Genomic DNA, 16,881 nt, shown 5'->3' on the forward strand with positions numbered 1-16,881 from the left:
CGCTCATGACCGCCGCCGCACCCGCCCCGCGCCCGGACTCCCGGGCCCGGTCCGGGGCCGCGCGCCGCAGAGGACGGCGCGGCGCCGCGCTCACCCTGCTGGCCTGGGGGGCCGGGATCACCTTCTGTCTGCCGGCGCTGTGGATGGCGCTCACCTCGCTGCGCTCCGAGACCGACGCGGCGGCCGTCCCGCCGGCGCTCGGCGCGCCGCTGACCCTGGACGGCTACCGCGCGTTCTTCGACGGCGGCGGCGGCGCGACCCCCTGGCCGCCACTGATCAATTCGGTCACGGCGAGCCTCGGAGCCACCCTGCTCGTCCTGGTGCTGGCGCTGCCCGCCGCCTACGCGCTCTCGGTGCGGCCGGTGCGCCGGTGGACGGATGTCCTGTTCTTCTTCCTCTCCACCAAGATGCTGCCGGTGGTGGCGGGGCTGCTGCCGGTCTATCTCCTCGCCCGGGACACCGGGATGCTGGACAACATCTGGCTGCTGGTCATCCTCTACACCTCGATGAATCTGCCGATCGCGGTCTGGATGCTCCAGTCCTTCCTGGCGGATGTGCCGGTCGCGGTCATCGAGGCCGCCCGGGTGGACGGGGCCGGGGTGCCGGCCGTCCTCGTCCGTGTCGTGGCGCCGATCGCCGGCCCCGGTATCGCGGCCACCGCGCTGATCTGCTTCATCTTCAGCTGGAACGAGCTGCTCTTCGCACGGGTGCTCACCTCGGTGACCGCCCAGACCGCCCCGGTGTTCCTGACCGGTTTCGTCACCAGCCAGGGTCTCTTCCTGGCCCAGCTGTGCGCCGCCTCGGTCGTCGTGTCCCTGCCGGTGCTCGCCGCCGGCTTCGCCGCCCAGGACAGACTCGTCCAGGGCCTTTCCCTAGGAGCGGTCAAATGAGGGCTGCGGTCATCGAGGCGCCCGGCACCATCTCCCTCACCACCGTCCCCGATCCGGTGCCGGGGCCGCGCGAGGTGGTGGTGCGGGTCGCGGCCTGCGGGCTGTGCGGCACCGATCTGCACATCCTCCAGGGCGAGTTCGCCCCCACGCTGCCCATCGTTCCCGGGCACGAGTTCGCGGGCGAGGTGGTGGGTGTCGGCAGGGAGGTCTCCGAGCTGGCCCCGGGCGACCAGGTGGCGGTCGACCCCTCCCTCTCCTGCCACGAGTGCCGCTACTGCCGGGCCGGGCGGGGCAATCTGTGCGACCGGTGGGCGGCGATCGGGGTGACCGTGGCCGGGGGCGCGGCCGAGTACGCCCTCGCCCCGGTGGCCAACTGCGTCCGGCTGCCGGAGCACATCGATCCGCGCGACGCCCCGCTCATCGAACCGCTCTCCTGCGCGATCCGGGGGTACGACGTGCTGAACGGCACCCTCGGCGCGGAGGTCCTCATCTACGGCTCGGGGACGATGGGTCTGATGATGCTGGAGCTGGCCAAGCGCACCGGAGCCGCCCGTGTCGACGTCCTCGACATCAATCCCGCGCGGCTCGCCACCGCGCGGGAGCTGGGGGTGTCGGGGGCCGGGGCGCACGCCGGCGAACTGGACCGGCGGGGGTGGGACATCGTCATCGACGCCACCGGGAGCGCGTCCGCCATCCAGGACGGCCTGGGCCGCGTCGCCAAGGGCGGCACCTTCCTCCAGTTCGGGGTCGCCGACTACGCGACGACCGCGGTCATCGAGCCGTACCGCATCTACAACCAGGAGATCACCATCACGGGTTCCATGGCCGTGCTGCACAGTTACGAGCGGGCCGCCGCGCTCTTCGCGGCCGGCGTCCTGGACCCGGCCGTCTTCATCAGCGACCGGCTCCCCCTGGACCGGTACCCCGAGGCCATCGGGGACTTCCGGGCCGGGCGGGGGCGCAAGATCGTGGTGGAGCCGTGAGGCGGGGAGCGGAGCCCGCGTGAGCGCGACGGAGACGGCCCGTACCGCCCGTACCGTCCGGGGGAGCGGCTCCGCGCTCCGGGCGGCGCGCCCCCGGGACCGGCGCCACGCCCCGGCCGGCGGGGTGCGGTCGCGTCCGGGCGCGGAGCCGGAGCTGAGGGTGCTGGGCCCGCTGGAGGTCGTGGCGGGCGGCCGGTCCGCGCCGCTGGGCAGCCGGCGGGTCCGCACCGTGCTCGGCTTTCTGCTGCTGCACGCCAATGAGGACGTCTCCCCGGCCTCGCTGACCGGATCCCTCTGGCCTGCCGAGGAACCGGCCACGGCCGGGAGGATGGTGCACGGCGCGGTGTCGGCGCTGCGGGACGCGCTGCCGTCCGGGCGGGGTCTCGCGGTGTCGGCGCCCTCCCCCGGGGCCGGGGACGGGGACGGCGGATACCGGCTGACGGTGCCGTACGACCGGGTCGACCTGCTCCGGTTCCGGCGGGAGGCGGCCCGGGGCCGGCGTGAACTCGCCCATGGGGAGTGGGCGTCGGCGGCGACCACGCTGCGGCGCGCGCTGGGCCTGTGGCGCGGTGACGTGCTGGCGGATCTGGGCGCCGAGTGCGCGTGGTGGCCCGAGCCGGAGGCGGTGCGCGAGGAGCGGTGGGCCGCGCTGTACGGGCGGGTCACCGCCGATCTCGCCCTGGGCCGCAACCACGAGGTGGTCCGTGAGCTGACGGTCGCGGCCGAGGAGCAGCCGCGCCGCGCCCGGCTCACCGGGCCGCTGATGCTCGCGCTGTACCGGGTGGGCCGGCATGTCGACGCGACGCGGGTGTACCGGCGTTCGCGGGACGCGCTCGTCCGGAGCGGCGGTGGCGAGCCCTGCCCGGAGCTGCGCGGGCTCCAGCGGGCGGTGCTCCGTCACGACCCGGCGCTGCTCGGCCCCTATCTGCCCTTCCACCGCCCGGTGGAGCCCGCGCGTCCGTGAGCGGCGAAGTGCCACGATCCGGGGGAGTCGCATGAACCGCCCTGATCCGGAACCGGGGACGCGCGCCTCCCCCTCGGTCCGGCTGCGTCTGCTGGGGCCGCTGGAGGTCACCCGGGGCTCCGATGTCCTTCCGCTGGGCGGCCCCCGGCGGCGGGCGGCCCTCGGCTGTCTGCTGCTGCACAGCAATCAGGTCGTCCCGGCCAGCAGACTGATCACCGCGCTCTGGGGGGACTCCGCGCCGCCGTCGGCGCGCAAGTCGGTGCAGAACGCGGTCTGGCGTCTGCGGACGGCACTCGCCGAGGGGCCGGAGGGGCCGGAGGGGCCGGGCCCCCGGCTGCTCACCCGGGCGCCCGGGTACATGCTGCGGGCCGAGCCGTACGAGGTCGATCTGCTGCGTTTCCAGGAGCTGGCCGCCCGGGGGCGGGCCCGGAGCGCGGACGGGCTGCTGTCCGCGGCGTCCGGTCTGTGGCGGGAGGCGCTCGCGCTGTGGCGTGGCCCGGCCCTGTCCGATCTGGTGGAGGCGGGGGTCTCCTGGCCGGAGCTGCGGGCGCTGGAGGAGGCCAGGCTCGATGTTCTGGAGGACTGCTTCGACGCCGAGTTGCGGCTCGGGCACCACCATCGCGTACTGCCGGGGATTCAGCGGACGGTGCGCGGGGCGCGGCACCGGGAGCGGCTCCTGGCGCATCTGCTGACGGCGCTCTACCGCTGCGGGCGGCAGAGCGAGGCGCTGGCCGCGTACGAGGAGTTCGTCGCCTTCCTCGACCGGGAGCTGGGGCTGGAGCCGGGGCGCGAGGTGCGGGAGCTGTACCGGGCGGTCCTCTCGCACGATCCGGGGCTGCTGCGTCCCTCGCACGAGTCGGTGGTGCTCGACGGGGGCTCCGTCCGGCGGCCCCTGCTTCCGCCGGTGTCCGCGTCCGGCCCGGAACGGGAGCATCCGGTTCTTCGGACGGTCCCTCCGGCCCGTCCGGCGGAGGTCCGCGGCGAGGTGACGGTGGTGCTGCTCCGGGCGACGGCCCGGCGTCCGGGGCCGGGCGGGGGCGGCTCGGATGGTGCGGACGGCTGGGACGGCTGGGACGGTTCGGGCGGGGAGAGCGCGCCGGACGAGGTGGGCCGCCGGGTGCGGGCGGAGGCCGGGCGCTTCGGCGGCGGGGTGGCGGCCCGGGTCGGGGCCTTCTGGCTGCTGGTGTTCGCCGATACGGGTCCTCATGACCGGGACCACGCGTGGCGCGCCGTCTCGGCCGCGCTCTCCCTGCGCCATCACTTCTCGGGTGACCACTGGGACGCTCCGCCGGTGGCGGTCGGGGTGGCCGTGGCGACCGGGGAGGTGGCGATCGACTGTCCCGCGCGGGCCGGCGCGCCGCTCTCGGTGACCGGCCGCGCGGTGGACGAGGCCCAGGAGCTGGTGCTCCGGGCCGGCGACCGGGAGGTGTGGGTGACGGAGGAGACCCGGCGCAGAACGGCGGAGCGGCTGGAGTTCCGGCCCGCCGGCCGGGAGCCCCGGGTCTGGGCCGCCCGGGGTGCGCGCGCCCGGCCGGCGCCGGTGGGCGCGGTCGTCACCCCCGGTGTTCCGGAGCGGCAGACCGAGTCGCTCCGGGAGCTGCTGGCGGAGGGCGGGGACGAACCGCCGGGCCGGCTGGTGCTGGTGACCGGGGAGGCGGGGCTCGGCAAGAGCCGGCTGCTGAGCGAGGTGGAGCGGGCGCCGTGGCGCCGCGGCCGGCCTCCCCTGGTGGTGCGGGCCCCGGTGGCCGCCGTGGACGGCGGCACGCTGCGGCTGCTCGCCGCCGGGCTGCGCGCGTGCTGCGGGATCGCGGAGGGGGACTCCGACGCGGTGGCCTTCGGCAGGCTCGTCGGAACGGTCCGCCGGGCCGGCCCCGGCGGCCTCGACGACCCCGACCGGATTCTGTCCCGGCTGGGTCCGCTGGTGGGCGGGGCGGGCCCGGAGGGGGGACTCTTCGCTCCGGCGGAGATCCTGGCCGCCTGGTGGCCGCTGGTGATGTCGGTGCGCTCACCGGGCCGTCGGGTGCTGGTGCTCGTCGACGATCTCGACCTCGCCGAGGACGCGGTGCTCGATCTGGTCGAGCGCTGTGCCGGGGAGGGCGGTTCCCCGGTGGTGGTCGCCGCCGCGCGCCCGGGCCTGCTGGACCGGAGACCGGGCTGGCGGCTGCCGGGGGTGTGCCGGGTGTTCGCGCTCCGGCCCTGGGACGCGGCGACGGTCGCGCGGTATGTGGCGGAGCGGAGCGGGGGGCATCCGCTCACGGGGCGGTTCGCGCGGCTGCTCGCGGAGGTGGCGGACGGCAACCCCCGGGTGGTGGAGGCGTACACGGAGCTGGTGACGGCGGGCGGCGCCCGGCGGCGCGGCACCGCCGGGGGTGTCGTCCTCCCCGCCGGGCTGCGCCACCGGGCCCGGGTGGGTCCGGCCGCGCTTCCCGGGGTGCTGCGGCGGACGGCGGAGACGGTGGCCGTCATCGGTGAGGCCGCGTGGCCCGGGGCGGTGGCGGCGGCCTGCGGGCTGGACGAGGCGGAGGCGACGGGTCTGCTGGAGGAGCTGGTCGGCCGGCGGGTGCTGGTCCGGGCCGGTGGCGGCGAGGCGTTCGGCCATCGTTACGGCTTCCGCGACACCCTGGAGTGCCAGGTGGCCCGGACGGGGTGGCCGGCCCGGGACCGCGCGGTGGCGCACACCCTGGTCGTGGAGTGGCTGAGACGGGTCGACGGGGAGCCGGAGGTGTCGGGCCATCTGCGGGACCGGGCCCTCCTCCTGGAGACCGCCACCGGCCTCGGGGCCGGGGAACTGGCCCGGCGGGCGCTGTCCTCGCGGGGGATGGCGGGGCCGCTGCCGGAGGCGCGCGACGGCGGGTGCGCGACGGAGTATCTGGCGCTGGCGGAGACCCCGCCGGTTCCGCTGGTGCGGCTGGACCGGGTGGTGCGCGCGTGGGGACGGAGCGCGGACGCTCACGCTGACGCGAGCGAGGACGCGGACCGGGACGAGGCGGGGTTCGGGACGTGAGGTCTCGCGGCGGGGGCCCGGGCTGTGGGGGCCCGGGCTGTCCGGTCCGGGGGACATACATACGTACACGCATGTATGCTGCCCGGGTGCGCAGAACCGCGGAAGAAGCCGCTCAGACCCGGGCCTCCCTGATGGAAGCGGCCCTCTTCCTCTTCGCCGAGCAGGGGATCGCGTCGGCGCGACTGGCCGATGTGGCCCAGCGGGCCGGGCTGACGCGCGGCGCGCTCTACCACCACTTCCGGGACAAGACCGATCTCCACACCGCCGTCATGACCCACACCTGGGCGGCCGTGAGCGACCCGGTGTGGTCCGTCCTCGCCTCCGACGCGCCGCACGACGAGCGTCTGCGCGGCTTCCTCACCACCTGGCTGCGGCTGCTGCGCCACGACGCCCGGTTCCGCGCCCTGCTGACCCTGACACTGGACGGTCCGCCCGACGCGGCGGCCCTGCCCGGGGGGCGGGCCGCGAAGGCGTCCGCGCTGGGCGAGTGGCGGCGCGAACTCGAAGCCTTCTTCGCGGACGCGGACCCCCGGCCGGCCCCGGCGGTCCCACCGGCCGGAGCGGCCGCCGACGTGCTGGCCTGGCTGTGCGGCACGGCCCTGCTCGCCGCCGCCGACCCGGCCCTCCTCCCACCGGACGACGCCTCCGGTGTCGCCCCCTTCGTCAGAGGACTCCTGCCATGACCGAGACCCGCACGGGCACCCGTCCCGGTGCCGCAGTCGCCGTCACCGCGCTGGCGCTCGGCGTCGACATGTTCCTGTACGGCAGCATCGTCCCGCTGCTGCCCGACCTCCCCGCCGTCGGCGGCTCGCCGCTCGTCGCCGGGCTGCTCTTCGCCGTCTACGCCTTAGCGCTGCTCGCGGCCACCCCCTTCGTCGGGGTCTGGGTCGACCGGCGCGGCCCCCGGGCGCCGATGCTCGCCGGGCTGTCCGGACTCGCCGCGGCCACCGTGCTGTTCGCCGCGGCGGTGGACAGCGAGGGCGCGGCGGGACTGGCCCTGCTCCTCCTGGCCCGCGCCGCGCAGGGGATCGCGGCGGCCGCCTCCTGGACATCCGGGCTGGCTCTGATCGCGGCCACCCACGCACCCGAACGGCGCGGCCGGGTCATGGGGATCGCGCTCTCGGCCATCGGCGCGGGAGTGCTGCTCGGCCCCGCCGTCAGCGGAGTGCTCAGCGACGCCTGGGGCCCGCGCGCCCCGTTCCTCGTCATCGCGGCGCTCGCCGCCGGGGACGCCGTGGCGCGCCTCGTCCTCATCAAGGAGACCCCCGCACTCGATGTGCGCACCCCCTACCGGGTGGTGGTCCGGGGGCCCCGGGTCGCCCTGCTGATCGCGCTGACCGCCCTCGGCGCGGGGGCGATCGCCTTCCCCGAGCCGGTGCTGCCGCTGCATCTGGACGGTCTCGGTCTCGGCACCACCGGCATCGGTCTGGTCTTCGCCGCCGCGGCACTGGGCGGCAGCCTGGCCGCCCCGGTGGCGGGGATGCTCACGGACAGGGCCGGTGCGCACCGCATAGCCGCCTGCGGGGCGCTCGTCGCCGCCCTCGGTTTCCTCCTCGCCGGGCGCGACTCGACGGGGTGGTCCGTCACCGGCCTGGTCGTGGTGGGCTTCGGGGCGCAACTCGTCCTCGCGCCCACCCTGGTCCTCATCGGAGCGCTCGCCGAGCACACCAGGCCGGCCGCGTACGGGGCCGCGTACGCCCTCTACAACCTCGCCTACACCGGCGGACTCGCGGCCGCGCCACTGCTGGCGGGCGCCACCGCGAAAGCGGCGGGTGTCCCCGCCACCACCCTGGTCGCCTGCGGTCTCGCGGCCGCCCTCGCGGTGGTCCTCCTCTCCCGGCGGGACGCGCCCGCGGCGTAAACCGGTACGCGGAGCGCGTCGTCGGCTGGCACCCTGGGCAACCGGCCCGACGACAGCGTTCCCCCGACCCGGTGAGGACCACGCCATGACCACCGCACGCCCCTTCCCTCTGGAGCCCACCCCGATCCATGTGCCGGACGAGGTCCTCGACGACCTGCGCGTCCGTCTCGCCTCGACCCGGCCGGCGCTGGACGAGGGGAACGAGGACTGGTCCTACGGTGTCCCGGAGAGCTATCTCCGTGAACTGGTCGCCCACTGGCGGGACGGCTACGACTGGCGCGCCGCCGAGACCGCCATCAATGCCTATGAGCACTACCGGGTGGACGTCTCCGGTGTCCCGGTCCACTTCCTGCGGAGGGCGGGCCGGGGCCCCCGCCCGGTTCCGCTGATCCTCACCCACGGCTGGCCGTGGACGTTCTGGCACTGGTCGAAGGTGATCGACCCGCTCGCCGACCCGGCCGCGCACGGCGGCGACCCCGCCGACGCGTTCGACGTCATCGTGCCGTCACTGCCCGGCTTCGGCTTCCCCGGCCCGCTCACCGGCTTCCCCGACGTCAACTTCTGGAAGGTCGCCGACCTCTGGCACACCCTGATGACCGAGACCCTGGGGTACGAGAAGTACGCCGCCGGGGGCTGCGACATCGGCGGGATCGTGGCGGGGCAGCTCGGCCACAAGTACGCGGACGAGCTGTACGGCATCCACATCGGCTCCGGGCTGCCGCTCGACTTCTTCTCCGGCCCCCGCGCCTGGGACTTCGCCCGCCATCGCCCTCTCACCGACGACCAGCCCGCCGATGTCCGCGCGCGCGTCGTCGAACTGGACCACCGCTGGGCGTCGCACCTCGCGGTGCACATGCTGGACGGTGCCACGCTGGCCCACGGGCTGAGCGACTCACCCGCCGGGCTGCTCGCGTGGCTGCTGGAACGCTGGAACGGCTGGAGCGACAACGGCGGGGATGTCGAGTCCGTCTTCACCAGGGACGATCTGCTGACCCACGCCACGATCTACTGGGTGAACAATTCCATCGCCACATCGATGCGGTACTACGCCAACGCCAACCGCTACCCGTGGGTCCCCGCCCACGACCGCACGCCGGTGGTGGAGGCGCCCGTGGGGGTGACGCTGGTGACGTACGAGAATCCGCCCGGGGTGCGTGGTGCCGCGGAGCGGGTCCGGGGGTTCCGGGGTGGCCCGCAGGGCGAGTACTTCCGTCATGTGAATGTCAACGCGCATGAGCGGGGTGGTCACTTCATTCCGTGGGAGATCCCGGACGCGTGGGTGAGCGATCTGCGCCGCACCTTCCGCACCCGCAGACCGTGAGCCCCGGGGCGGGGCGGTCCCGCGGCGCGCGGGGCCGGAGCTGCCTCGGGGAGGGGTGCCTCCGGGCAGGTCGGGTTCCTCCACCGGACGGGCCGAGGCAGAACCTCCGACCCGGCTGGCGGGCCGAGGCAGAACCTCCGGCCCGGCCGGCGGGCCGAGGCACGAGAGCCAGCCCCACCGCCGGGCCAAGGCACAAGAACCCAGCCCCACCGCCGGGCCAAGGCACAAGAACCCAGCCCCTCCGGCGACCTGAGCAAACCCAGCCCCTCCGGCGATTGAGGAGCGGGGGTTCGGGGGCAGGCCCCCGACCGTGGCCCGCACTGTGCGGGGTCCTGTGGCACAGGGGCCGTCCTCAAACTCCCCCAGAGCTGCCTCCGGGAGGTACCCCCAGACCGGCTGGGTTTGCCGGGCGGGCTGGGATTGTGCAGGTGTCCTGTGGCGCGGGGTCCGTCCTCAAGCGCCGGACGGGCTGGTGGTCGCAGGGTGCGGCACCCTGTGGTGCGGGTTCCATCCTCAAACTCCCCCAGAGCTCCCTCTGGAAGGTGCCCCCAGACGGGCTGCATCTTGCACGGTGCGGCCGTCCGTGACGCGGGGTCCGTCCTCAAGCGCCGGACGGGCTGGTGGTCGCAGGGTGCGGCACCCTGTGGTGCGGGTTCCGCCCTCAAACTCCCCCAGCCCGGGCAGGGCCGGCCGCACCGGGGGCGGGTGCGGGCTCATGTGGTGGCGGGGGTGGGCGCCTCCCCGTCGGCAGTCGGGCGGAGGTAGTGCCGGACCACCCCGCACACCTCGCGGCGCGTCACCCGCAGCAGCGCGCTCGGATAGCGCGCGCTCTCCTCCGGGTCCAGCCCTGCCACCGCGTACCCGCAGAGCCGCTCCGTGCACCCCCGGGCACGGTGCTCCGCCCCGAGGTACCGAACCATCAGCCGCTCCCTCGCGGCCGCGAGAAGCCCCCCGGCGAACTCCCCGCGCCCCAGCCCCCCGATCACCGCCACAGTCCGCGCCGCCACCTCCTCCCGCGCCCCTTCCGCGCAGGTGGCGACCGTCAGCCCGTACCCCCCGGCCGCGAACTCCCGGCTGAAGGCCGCCAGCGAGTACGTGAGGGCACGCTCACCGCGCAACTCCCGGTCGAGCAGCCCGTCACGGCCGCCCAGCAGCGCCCACGCCAGATGCACCGCCGCCTTGTCGGGGCTGCCCAGGCCCACCCCGGGGGTGGCGCGGAGCTGGTGGACGAGGCCGGTGCCCGCCGGGACCGAGACCGTCACGGGGCCCGCCACGCGCGCAGGCCCGGGGGCGGGGCGGGCCACCGGCCGCCGCCCGGTGGAGAGGGCCGTGAGCAGCCCCGGCAGGTCCGCCGGGTCGGCGTGGGAGAGCGCGAGCACGGGTGGCGCCGCCCCCAGCACCCGGCCGGAGAGCACGGCCGCCTCGTCGGGTCCGCAGCCGGCGAGCGCCCGGACGCGCTCGGCGTGGCCGATGCCGTACCGGTGCGCCGGGCCGAACAGCGCCCGCCGCACCCCGTCCGACCGCTGGTCCTCCGCCGCGAGGCGGGCCAGGCACGCGGCCCGCACCTCCTCGTACCCGGACTCCGGCACCCGCGCCGCCCCGGCGAACCACTCCGGCAGCGAGCGGAGGCACGGATGGTCGGCGCGCAGGCTCTCCACCGTGACGCCGGCCCAGTCCGGCGTGGTCACGGGGTCGGCCCGGACGGCCGCACCGGCCCGCCGGGCGGCCCGCGCCACCTCCCGCGCCCAGCACGCCGCGAGGAGCGGCGCCGCGACGGCGGCGGGCCGGTCGTCGGTGAGCGGCACGGCCAGGGTCGCGGCGGCCACCGCGCTCCCCCGCTCCCGGGCCGCGATCACCCTGCTCCCGCCGGCGTCGCCGACGACCACCGGCCCCTCGCTCACGGGATCTCCCCGATGTGCCGCTCCCACGACTCGGTCACCGCGGCGGCATCGGCCGCGCGCACCGTCTCGGGAGCGGCCACGGCCGCCCCGGCCGCGCCGGCCGCGACGGCGTCGGGGGCGTCGGCCGCCCGCAGGGCGGGTATCAGTGCCCCGGCCCGCAGCAGCCGCTCACCGTCCGGGCCGAGCAGCCGCTCCCGGGTCCGGAGCAGGGCCCGGCGCAGGGCCAGGGTGCCGGCTTCGGCGTCCGGCGCGGCGAGCATCGCCCACACGCACGCGTACCCCCCGAACTCCCCCACCTGGACGTCGAGTCCGCTCTCCGCCCGCACCGCGCGCCGGGCGAGGTCCTGGCAGGCACGCAGATACGGGTCGCGGGGCCCGGCCACGAAGGCCAGCCCCACCGTCCGGCGCCCCGCCGGACGGGACGGCGGGCGGGACGGCCTCGGACCGGGCGGCGCGGCGGGGAGGGCCAGGCGGACACCGCGCGCGGCGGGTCCCGCGCCCCGGGCCGCCGAGTCGGCGGGAGCGCCGTGCCCGGCCCGGTCGCCGGGCCACGCGCCGGCGGCGGCGGTCAGCACCTCGCCCGGCCGGTCCGCCACCACCACCGCCGTGGCGCGCGACGGGTGGTACCAGCGTGCGTGGAAGCGGCGCACTCTCTCCTCCGTGAGGGCGTTGAGCACGGCGGGGTCGCCGAGCGGCGAGTGGGCGTGGGAGGTGCCCGCCCAGAGAGCCCCCAGCAGGGCCTCCTGGAGTCGCCAGCGCGGGTCCGCGTGCCGCTGGGCGGTCTCCTGGCGGATTCCGGCGAGTTCCGCGCCGAGCGCCCCGGGCGGCAGCCGCAGTTCACCGAGGGCGGCGGCGAGGGTGACCAGGGCGGCCGGGGCGTCGGCGCGGCGGACCAGGGCACTGTACGCGGTGTGCTCGCGGCCCGTCCTGGCGTCGGCGAGCACACCCGGGCCGGTCCGTCCGCCGGCCGGCAGGGAGCGTACGACCAGGTGCTCCACCACATGGGCGAGACCGTGCTCACCGGGCCCCTCGTCGGCGCTGCCCACCCGCACCTGGAGCCGTACGGCCGCGAGCCGCGCCCCGGGGCGCTCGACGCCGATCGTTTCGGGGCGGCCCCGGCCGGTGGACCGGGGCCCGGCCGGGTATGCGCGCCCGGCCGCGCTCAGGACGGCCACGCGGCGGCCTCCGCGGGGGTCAGCGCCACCAGGGTCTGGGCGAGCAGCCGCCCCTTCTCGTCGGTGGCGATGACCACCCAGTCCCCGGGGGCGAGGCGGGGGTTGTCGTCGAGCGGCATGTCGTGGTGGACCCGGGGCCGCCCCGGGGTGCAGACCAGCTCGGTGGTGTGCACCAGCCCGGACGCCTCCCAGGCCACGGTGACCGGTTCCGGCGCGTCCAGCCCTTCGAGACCGACGCACCAGCGGGCCACCCGGCGCCCGGCGTTATCGCGGACCAGTCGCAGCTCGGCCCGGTCCACCCGCAGCGGTGAGACGTACTGCCCGGTGAAGGCGTACTGCACATGCCGGCCGCGCCGGTCGAAGACCACGGCGTGGGTGGCGAGCAGCCGGTTCTCCGCGTCGTAGACCGAGGCGTGGCAGTAGTCCCGCTCCTGCCCCTCGGGGAGCAGGACCAGCAGTTCCGTGGTGGCGGAGGGCTGCTGGGGGGTGAGTTCGTGCAGCCGGACCCGGCACTCCTCGCGGTCCACGAAGAAGAACTTGTGCGCCACGACCGTGCCCGGGGCGGGCGGCGCGGCGCCCACCGCGCTGGTGAAGGTCAGCCGTACCCCGCCGCCGACCGCCTCGGTGGCGATCGCGCACTCCAGCGGGGTCGCTCCCGGGGGCAGTTGCCGGCTCTCGGTGTGCGCGCCGAAGACGGCGGCGATGTCGGCGGTGCCGCCGAAGTCCGTGTTCCGTACGACGGACATCGCGGGGGTGAGGGTGAACGACGCGGACATGGCGGGCTCCTCCACAAACGGGGTGCGGGTGCTCACGGCAGCGGATGCGGATAGGGGTTGTCCGGCGCGGAGTCGTGGCCGAGCCGGGCCACGACCTCGCGCAGCCGGCGCCCGCCGAGCATCCGGCAGCCGTGGCTGCCCGCCAGATGCTGGAGGCCGGGCACCAGGACGCGTACGACGCGCACACCGAGCCGGCGGACGTCGGGGGTCGTCAGATCCACCGCGTACACGGAGTGCCCGGCGGCGCGCACCGCCTCGACCAGGGTGTCGAGCGGGTCGGCGGGCGCGGCGGACTCGTCGTACGGGGGGCGCGCGGGGCGGGTGCGGGGCGCCGGCGACGAGGGGTGGACGAGGTAGCCGGCCCGTTCGCGCAGGGCCGGGTGCTTCGTGTAGAGAACGGCGTGCTTGTTGAAGTCGTCGACATCGGAGAAGTCCTCCGCGACCTGCCAGTCCTCGTACCGCCGCAGCAGCCGGCGGACATAGGTGAGCCCCTGCGCGGCCTCCAGGAACGCCTTCTCCACCGCCTTCACGGGCGAGAGCCGGCAGGCGCTGCCGAAGGACATCACCCGGTCGGCACCGCTGCCGTGCTCCATCACCGCGACCACGGACGAGGGCGCGAGGTCCAGGGAGAGGTCGTGGAACCGCACGCGCCAGGCCGTGGCCTGCTCCAGCAGATACGAGACGCGGGAGGAGGCGGCGACGACCTCCGGGGCGACCGGGCGCGGGGGCAGCCGGTGCAGCCAGGAGATCGCCAGCGCGTCCCGCTCGATGATCTCGCAGAGGCCGCCCACCAGCGCCTGCCGGTAGGTGGGCGCGGCGGCGAGACCGGTGGAGACGGAGGGGGCGATGGGGCTCTCCCCGGGCAGCCGCCGGTAGTGCATATGGACCTGGGAGGCCGGTACGAGGACGGGGGCGCCGGTGGCCAGATCGGTCGCGGACGTCCAGCGGACCGGGGTGTCCTCGTCGAACGGGACGAAGGGGAAGCCGGGTTGGGCGTACTGCTCCGGGGCGAAGAGCGCGAACGCGTCCGGGGCGACCGCCGGGACGTCGAGTTCGCGCCGGCGGGCCAGCCGCAGCCGGGAGGGCCGGTAGAAACCGGCGGCGTACCGCTCCAGGGACTCCCCCAGGGTCGCCTCGACCGCCTCGCTCTTGGAGAATCCGGCTCCGCCGTTGCGGGTGACCCGCAGGGAGGGACGCAGCAGGGAGAGATCCGCGGATGTGCTGCCGCTGAGATAGACGGGCGGACCGCTCTCCGCGCGGCGCACGCTCGCCGCGTGGACGATGCCGACACGGTCGTCCTCGGCGTCCCGCAGGCCCGGGGACGCGGGACCGGAGGCGGAAGGGAAAGGGGAAGGGGAAGCGGAAGCGGAAGCCGGTGGTCCCGGGGGCTCCGGCGATTCCGGCGGCTCGGGCGATGGCGGCCCTCCGTCGCACACCGGGCAGTTGGGCACGATCGCCAGATGGCGTTCGACCCGGTCGGGGCTGCCGGGGTCCTGCCACAGGACGGTGTCGCGGGCCCGGGCCGGATCGGCGGCCCACTCGGCGATCCGGCCGGCGGCGGCACCCGCGAGCCGTGCCGATGTCCAGGGCCGCACCTCGTGCTCGTACGGCCGTCCCCCGGTCCGTGCCAGATGGCGGGTGTAGGCGCGCCAGGTCGTGCCGTGCGGCGAGTTGGAGCTGACCCGCAGGCGCAGGCACTCATGGCAGGCGACGGTCCGCCCCGGGGTCCACAGCGGTCCGGTGAAGGTCACATCGGCGCCGGCCGCTCCGTACACCAGATGCGGCAGGCCCGCGCGGACGCAGTGCTCGGCGGCGCGTGCCGTCCGGGGGTCGAAGAGCGAGAGGGTCGCGATGACGGCCAGCGGGGGACGCGGTCCGTCCCCCGGGGTGATGAGGGGTTCGGGTTCGCTGTCCTCGTCCGCGATCCGGGGGGACGGTCCCGGCACCTCCGCGAGGACCGCGCCGGCCTGGCGGGTCAGCGCGGCCGGGCCGAGGACCAGGACGCCGCCGCCGGGGCTCCCGGGTCCGGTGCTCGGCGGGGGCGGCGCGGCGGCGGACCGCCCGGCGAGCCGGAGCAGCCCGGTGCCCCTGATCCGGCGCACCTCGGCGGCCGTCTCGATGAAGCCGTTCTCGTCGTCCAGCGGGTGGAGCACGCGGGGCGCCTCGGTGGTCATACCGTCTCCTCGGTGCGGGAACGGGGGCCCGCGGGAGGGCCCAGCAGGGTGAGGTAGAGGACCGCGTCGTCGACGCCGTCCACGCCCACCAGGTCGTTGAAGTAGTCATCGATGAAGGCGATCATCGGGTGGGCGACCAGGCCGAGCGCGGTGGCCGTGAGGACGACGCTCTGCGCGAGATGGCCGCAGTCGAGCAGGACGGTGCGGTAGCCGCGCTCCCGGTACTTCCACTGGTTGCGGCGGAAGGCGCCGGTGTAGATGACCATCGCGGCGGCCTGGTCCGCCCGGTCCCGGTAGCCGGTCCGCGCCGTGACCTCGGACCAGGTCCGGTCGGAGCGGACGAGTTGCAGGCACTGGCGGCCGGGGTGCACGTAGTACAGCCCCGGCTCGATACCGGTGACCCGGTTGACCAGCAGGAAGAGATCGCAGGAGTAGAGCCCGCCCGCCGACGGGGTGGCCCGCAGCGGCAGTCGGACATCGGGCCCCGCGACCCCGCTGCCCGTGGTCCCGCAGGTGAGACTCACCAACCGGGCCAGTTGGTCCCGGGTCAGCGCGCCGCCGCCCATGGCCGCCCAGGAGCGGCGGCGGCGCACACACTCGTCCAGCGGCGCGAGAGCGGTGCTCCGCTCCCCGGTGGCCGTGGCGGTCGCGGGTGTGCCGGTGAGGTCGTAGGTGCGGGCGGTGTCGCGGAAGTCCCGGTGGGCCCGGCCGATGAGCCGGCGGGCGCCGGGGGCCATGCCAGCGATGTCGACGGCGGGCAGGGTGCCGAAGGCGGTGCGCATCTTGGAGTTCTCGTGGAAGATCCGGCTGAGCCGCACATCGCCGGGCCGGTAGGAGAGCGAGAGCTGGCGCGGGGCGCGCAGACCCGGGGGCGGCGGGGCGTCGGTGCCGGTGCCGGTCCGGGGCTCCTCGGCCGTCTCCGCGCGCGCGGGGGTGATGCGGCAGGCCACGACGGTGACACCCGCGCCGGCCGGGCTCAGGGTCCGGACCCGTGCGCGCAGCCCGTGGCGGGCCAGCGCGGAGCGGAGCAGCGCCGTTTCCGTCCCGGGGGCGGGCCCCTCGGGGAGATCCTCGTGGGCGATCACACCGGTCTCGATGATGTCCCCGGGCCCGGTGATCCCGCCGGTCCGGCCGGCACCGCCCGCCGGGGGGACGGAGCCCCGCACCGGGTCCGTCGGAGCCGTGGGGGCCGTCGGAGCCGTGGGGGCCGTGGGGCCGGCGAGCGCGGCCAGCTCCGCGAGGGCCAGCAGCCGCAGCACCGCGCGCACCGCGCGCCGGACGCCCCGGCGGGGGTCGAGATCGCAGACCTCGGCGCGCAGTGGACGGGCCAGCCGGGGAAGGCGGAGCACCGCTCCGATGACCGGCACCGAGGCCGTTTCCCCCAGCAGATGGCATTCGATACGGGCGCCGGTGCCGCGCAGGGCCGCCCGGGCGGGCTCGCAGCCCTCGATACGGATGCCTTCGACAGGGGTGCCCCCGACGGCGCCCGCGCGGTCCAGGCGGCGCGCGAGCCCGGTGGTCACCGCCCGGGCCAGGGCCTCGTCGCGGCCGGCCCCGGCTCCCGTGTCGGCGGGCTCCCCCGCCCGTGCGAGCCGTGCCCGGGCCGCCGCGGCGACGAGCAGGAGCGCGGCCCCCGCCCGGTCGGCGGCGACGGCGACATCGAGCACCGGAATGTCGGCGGCGGCGAGGTCGAGACGTTCGTCCGCGTGCCCGAGGGGGACGAGCGCGGCGGCGTGGGCCCGTACGTACAGCGGAAGGGGCAGGGCGCGGACGCCGTAGCCCAGCGAGGTCACGGCCGCTTCGGCCGGGAGGGCGAGAAGGTCGGCCATGGG

Annotated in this window: 12 protein-coding genes; 7 read left to right on the plus strand and 5 right to left on the minus strand. The window is 76.3% G+C overall.

Translation table 11 applies throughout. The features are described 5' to 3' along the window. Window positions 1-5: 5 nt before the first annotated feature. The 7 genes from ACWCRA_RS20990 to ACWCRA_RS21020 all read left to right on the plus strand — a co-directional run bounded on the left by ACWCRA_RS20990 (window position 6) and on the right by ACWCRA_RS21020 (window position 9,023). Window positions 6-890, plus strand: a complete 885-nt coding sequence (locus ACWCRA_RS20990; RefSeq protein WP_451068292.1) for a carbohydrate ABC transporter permease — start codon at window positions 6-8, stop codon at window positions 888-890. Further along, complete coding sequence (locus ACWCRA_RS20995) at window positions 887-1,873, plus strand: zinc-dependent alcohol dehydrogenase family protein (RefSeq protein ID WP_351555848.1); 987 nt, start codon at window positions 887-889, stop codon at window positions 1,871-1,873. The genes ACWCRA_RS20990 and ACWCRA_RS20995 overlap by 4 nt, the downstream gene beginning before the upstream one ends. A 19-nt stretch (window positions 1,874-1,892) precedes the next feature. After that, window positions 1,893-2,837, plus strand: a complete 945-nt coding sequence (locus ACWCRA_RS21000; protein ID WP_451068293.1) for an AfsR/SARP family transcriptional regulator — start codon at window positions 1,893-1,895, stop codon at window positions 2,835-2,837. A gap of 31 nt (window positions 2,838-2,868) precedes the next feature. Continuing rightward, window positions 2,869-5,841: a BTAD domain-containing putative transcriptional regulator gene (locus tag ACWCRA_RS21005; RefSeq protein WP_451068294.1), complete on the plus strand. Its 2,973-nt coding sequence runs from the start codon at window positions 2,869-2,871 to the stop codon at window positions 5,839-5,841. Between the two features lie 86 nt (window positions 5,842-5,927). Continuing rightward, window positions 5,928-6,524 carry a TetR family transcriptional regulator gene (locus tag ACWCRA_RS21010; protein ID WP_351555856.1) on the plus strand — a complete coding sequence of 199 codons (597 nt, stop codon included), beginning with the start codon at window positions 5,928-5,930 and terminating at the stop codon, window positions 6,522-6,524. Further along, window positions 6,521-7,702: an MFS transporter gene (locus tag ACWCRA_RS21015; protein ID WP_351555858.1), complete on the plus strand. Its 1,182-nt coding sequence runs from the start codon at window positions 6,521-6,523 to the stop codon at window positions 7,700-7,702. Before ACWCRA_RS21010 ends, ACWCRA_RS21015 begins: the two co-directional genes overlap by 4 nt. Before the next feature lie 85 nt (window positions 7,703-7,787). Further along, window positions 7,788-9,023, plus strand: a complete 1,236-nt coding sequence (locus ACWCRA_RS21020; RefSeq protein WP_351555861.1) for an epoxide hydrolase family protein — start codon at window positions 7,788-7,790, stop codon at window positions 9,021-9,023. 713 nt (window positions 9,024-9,736) lie between these two features. Here ACWCRA_RS21020 and ACWCRA_RS21025 read toward each other — a convergent pair. The 5 genes from ACWCRA_RS21025 to ACWCRA_RS21045 are packed head-to-tail and all read right to left on the minus strand — an operon-like array spanning window position 9,737 to window position 16,878. After that, window positions 9,737-10,924 carry a hypothetical protein gene (locus ACWCRA_RS21025; protein WP_451068295.1) on the minus strand — a complete coding sequence of 396 codons (1,188 nt, stop codon included), beginning with the start codon at window positions 10,922-10,924 and terminating at the stop codon, window positions 9,737-9,739. Next, window positions 10,921-12,099: a M16 family metallopeptidase gene (locus ACWCRA_RS21030; RefSeq protein ID WP_451068296.1), complete on the minus strand. Its 1,179-nt coding sequence runs from the start codon at window positions 12,097-12,099 to the stop codon at window positions 10,921-10,923. Before ACWCRA_RS21030 ends, ACWCRA_RS21025 begins: the two co-directional genes overlap by 4 nt. Further along, the gene (locus tag ACWCRA_RS21035) at window positions 12,087-12,875 is read right to left on the minus strand and encodes a DUF5944 family protein (RefSeq protein ID WP_351555870.1); all 789 of its coding nucleotides are present in this window, start codon (window positions 12,873-12,875) and stop codon (window positions 12,087-12,089) included. The genes ACWCRA_RS21030 and ACWCRA_RS21035 overlap by 13 nt, the downstream gene beginning before the upstream one ends. A 32-nt stretch (window positions 12,876-12,907) precedes the next feature. After that, complete coding sequence (locus ACWCRA_RS21040) at window positions 12,908-15,049, minus strand: YcaO-like family protein (RefSeq protein WP_451068297.1); 2,142 nt, start codon at window positions 15,047-15,049, stop codon at window positions 12,908-12,910. Beyond that, window positions 15,046-16,878, minus strand: coding sequence for a SagB family peptide dehydrogenase (locus tag ACWCRA_RS21045; RefSeq protein WP_451068298.1), 1,833 nt, complete (start codon window positions 16,876-16,878; stop codon window positions 15,046-15,048). Before ACWCRA_RS21045 ends, ACWCRA_RS21040 begins: the two co-directional genes overlap by 4 nt. Window positions 16,879-16,881: the final 3 nt, after the last annotated feature.

The sequence above is a fragment of the Streptomyces sp. NPDC001889 genome (assembly GCF_053594535.1).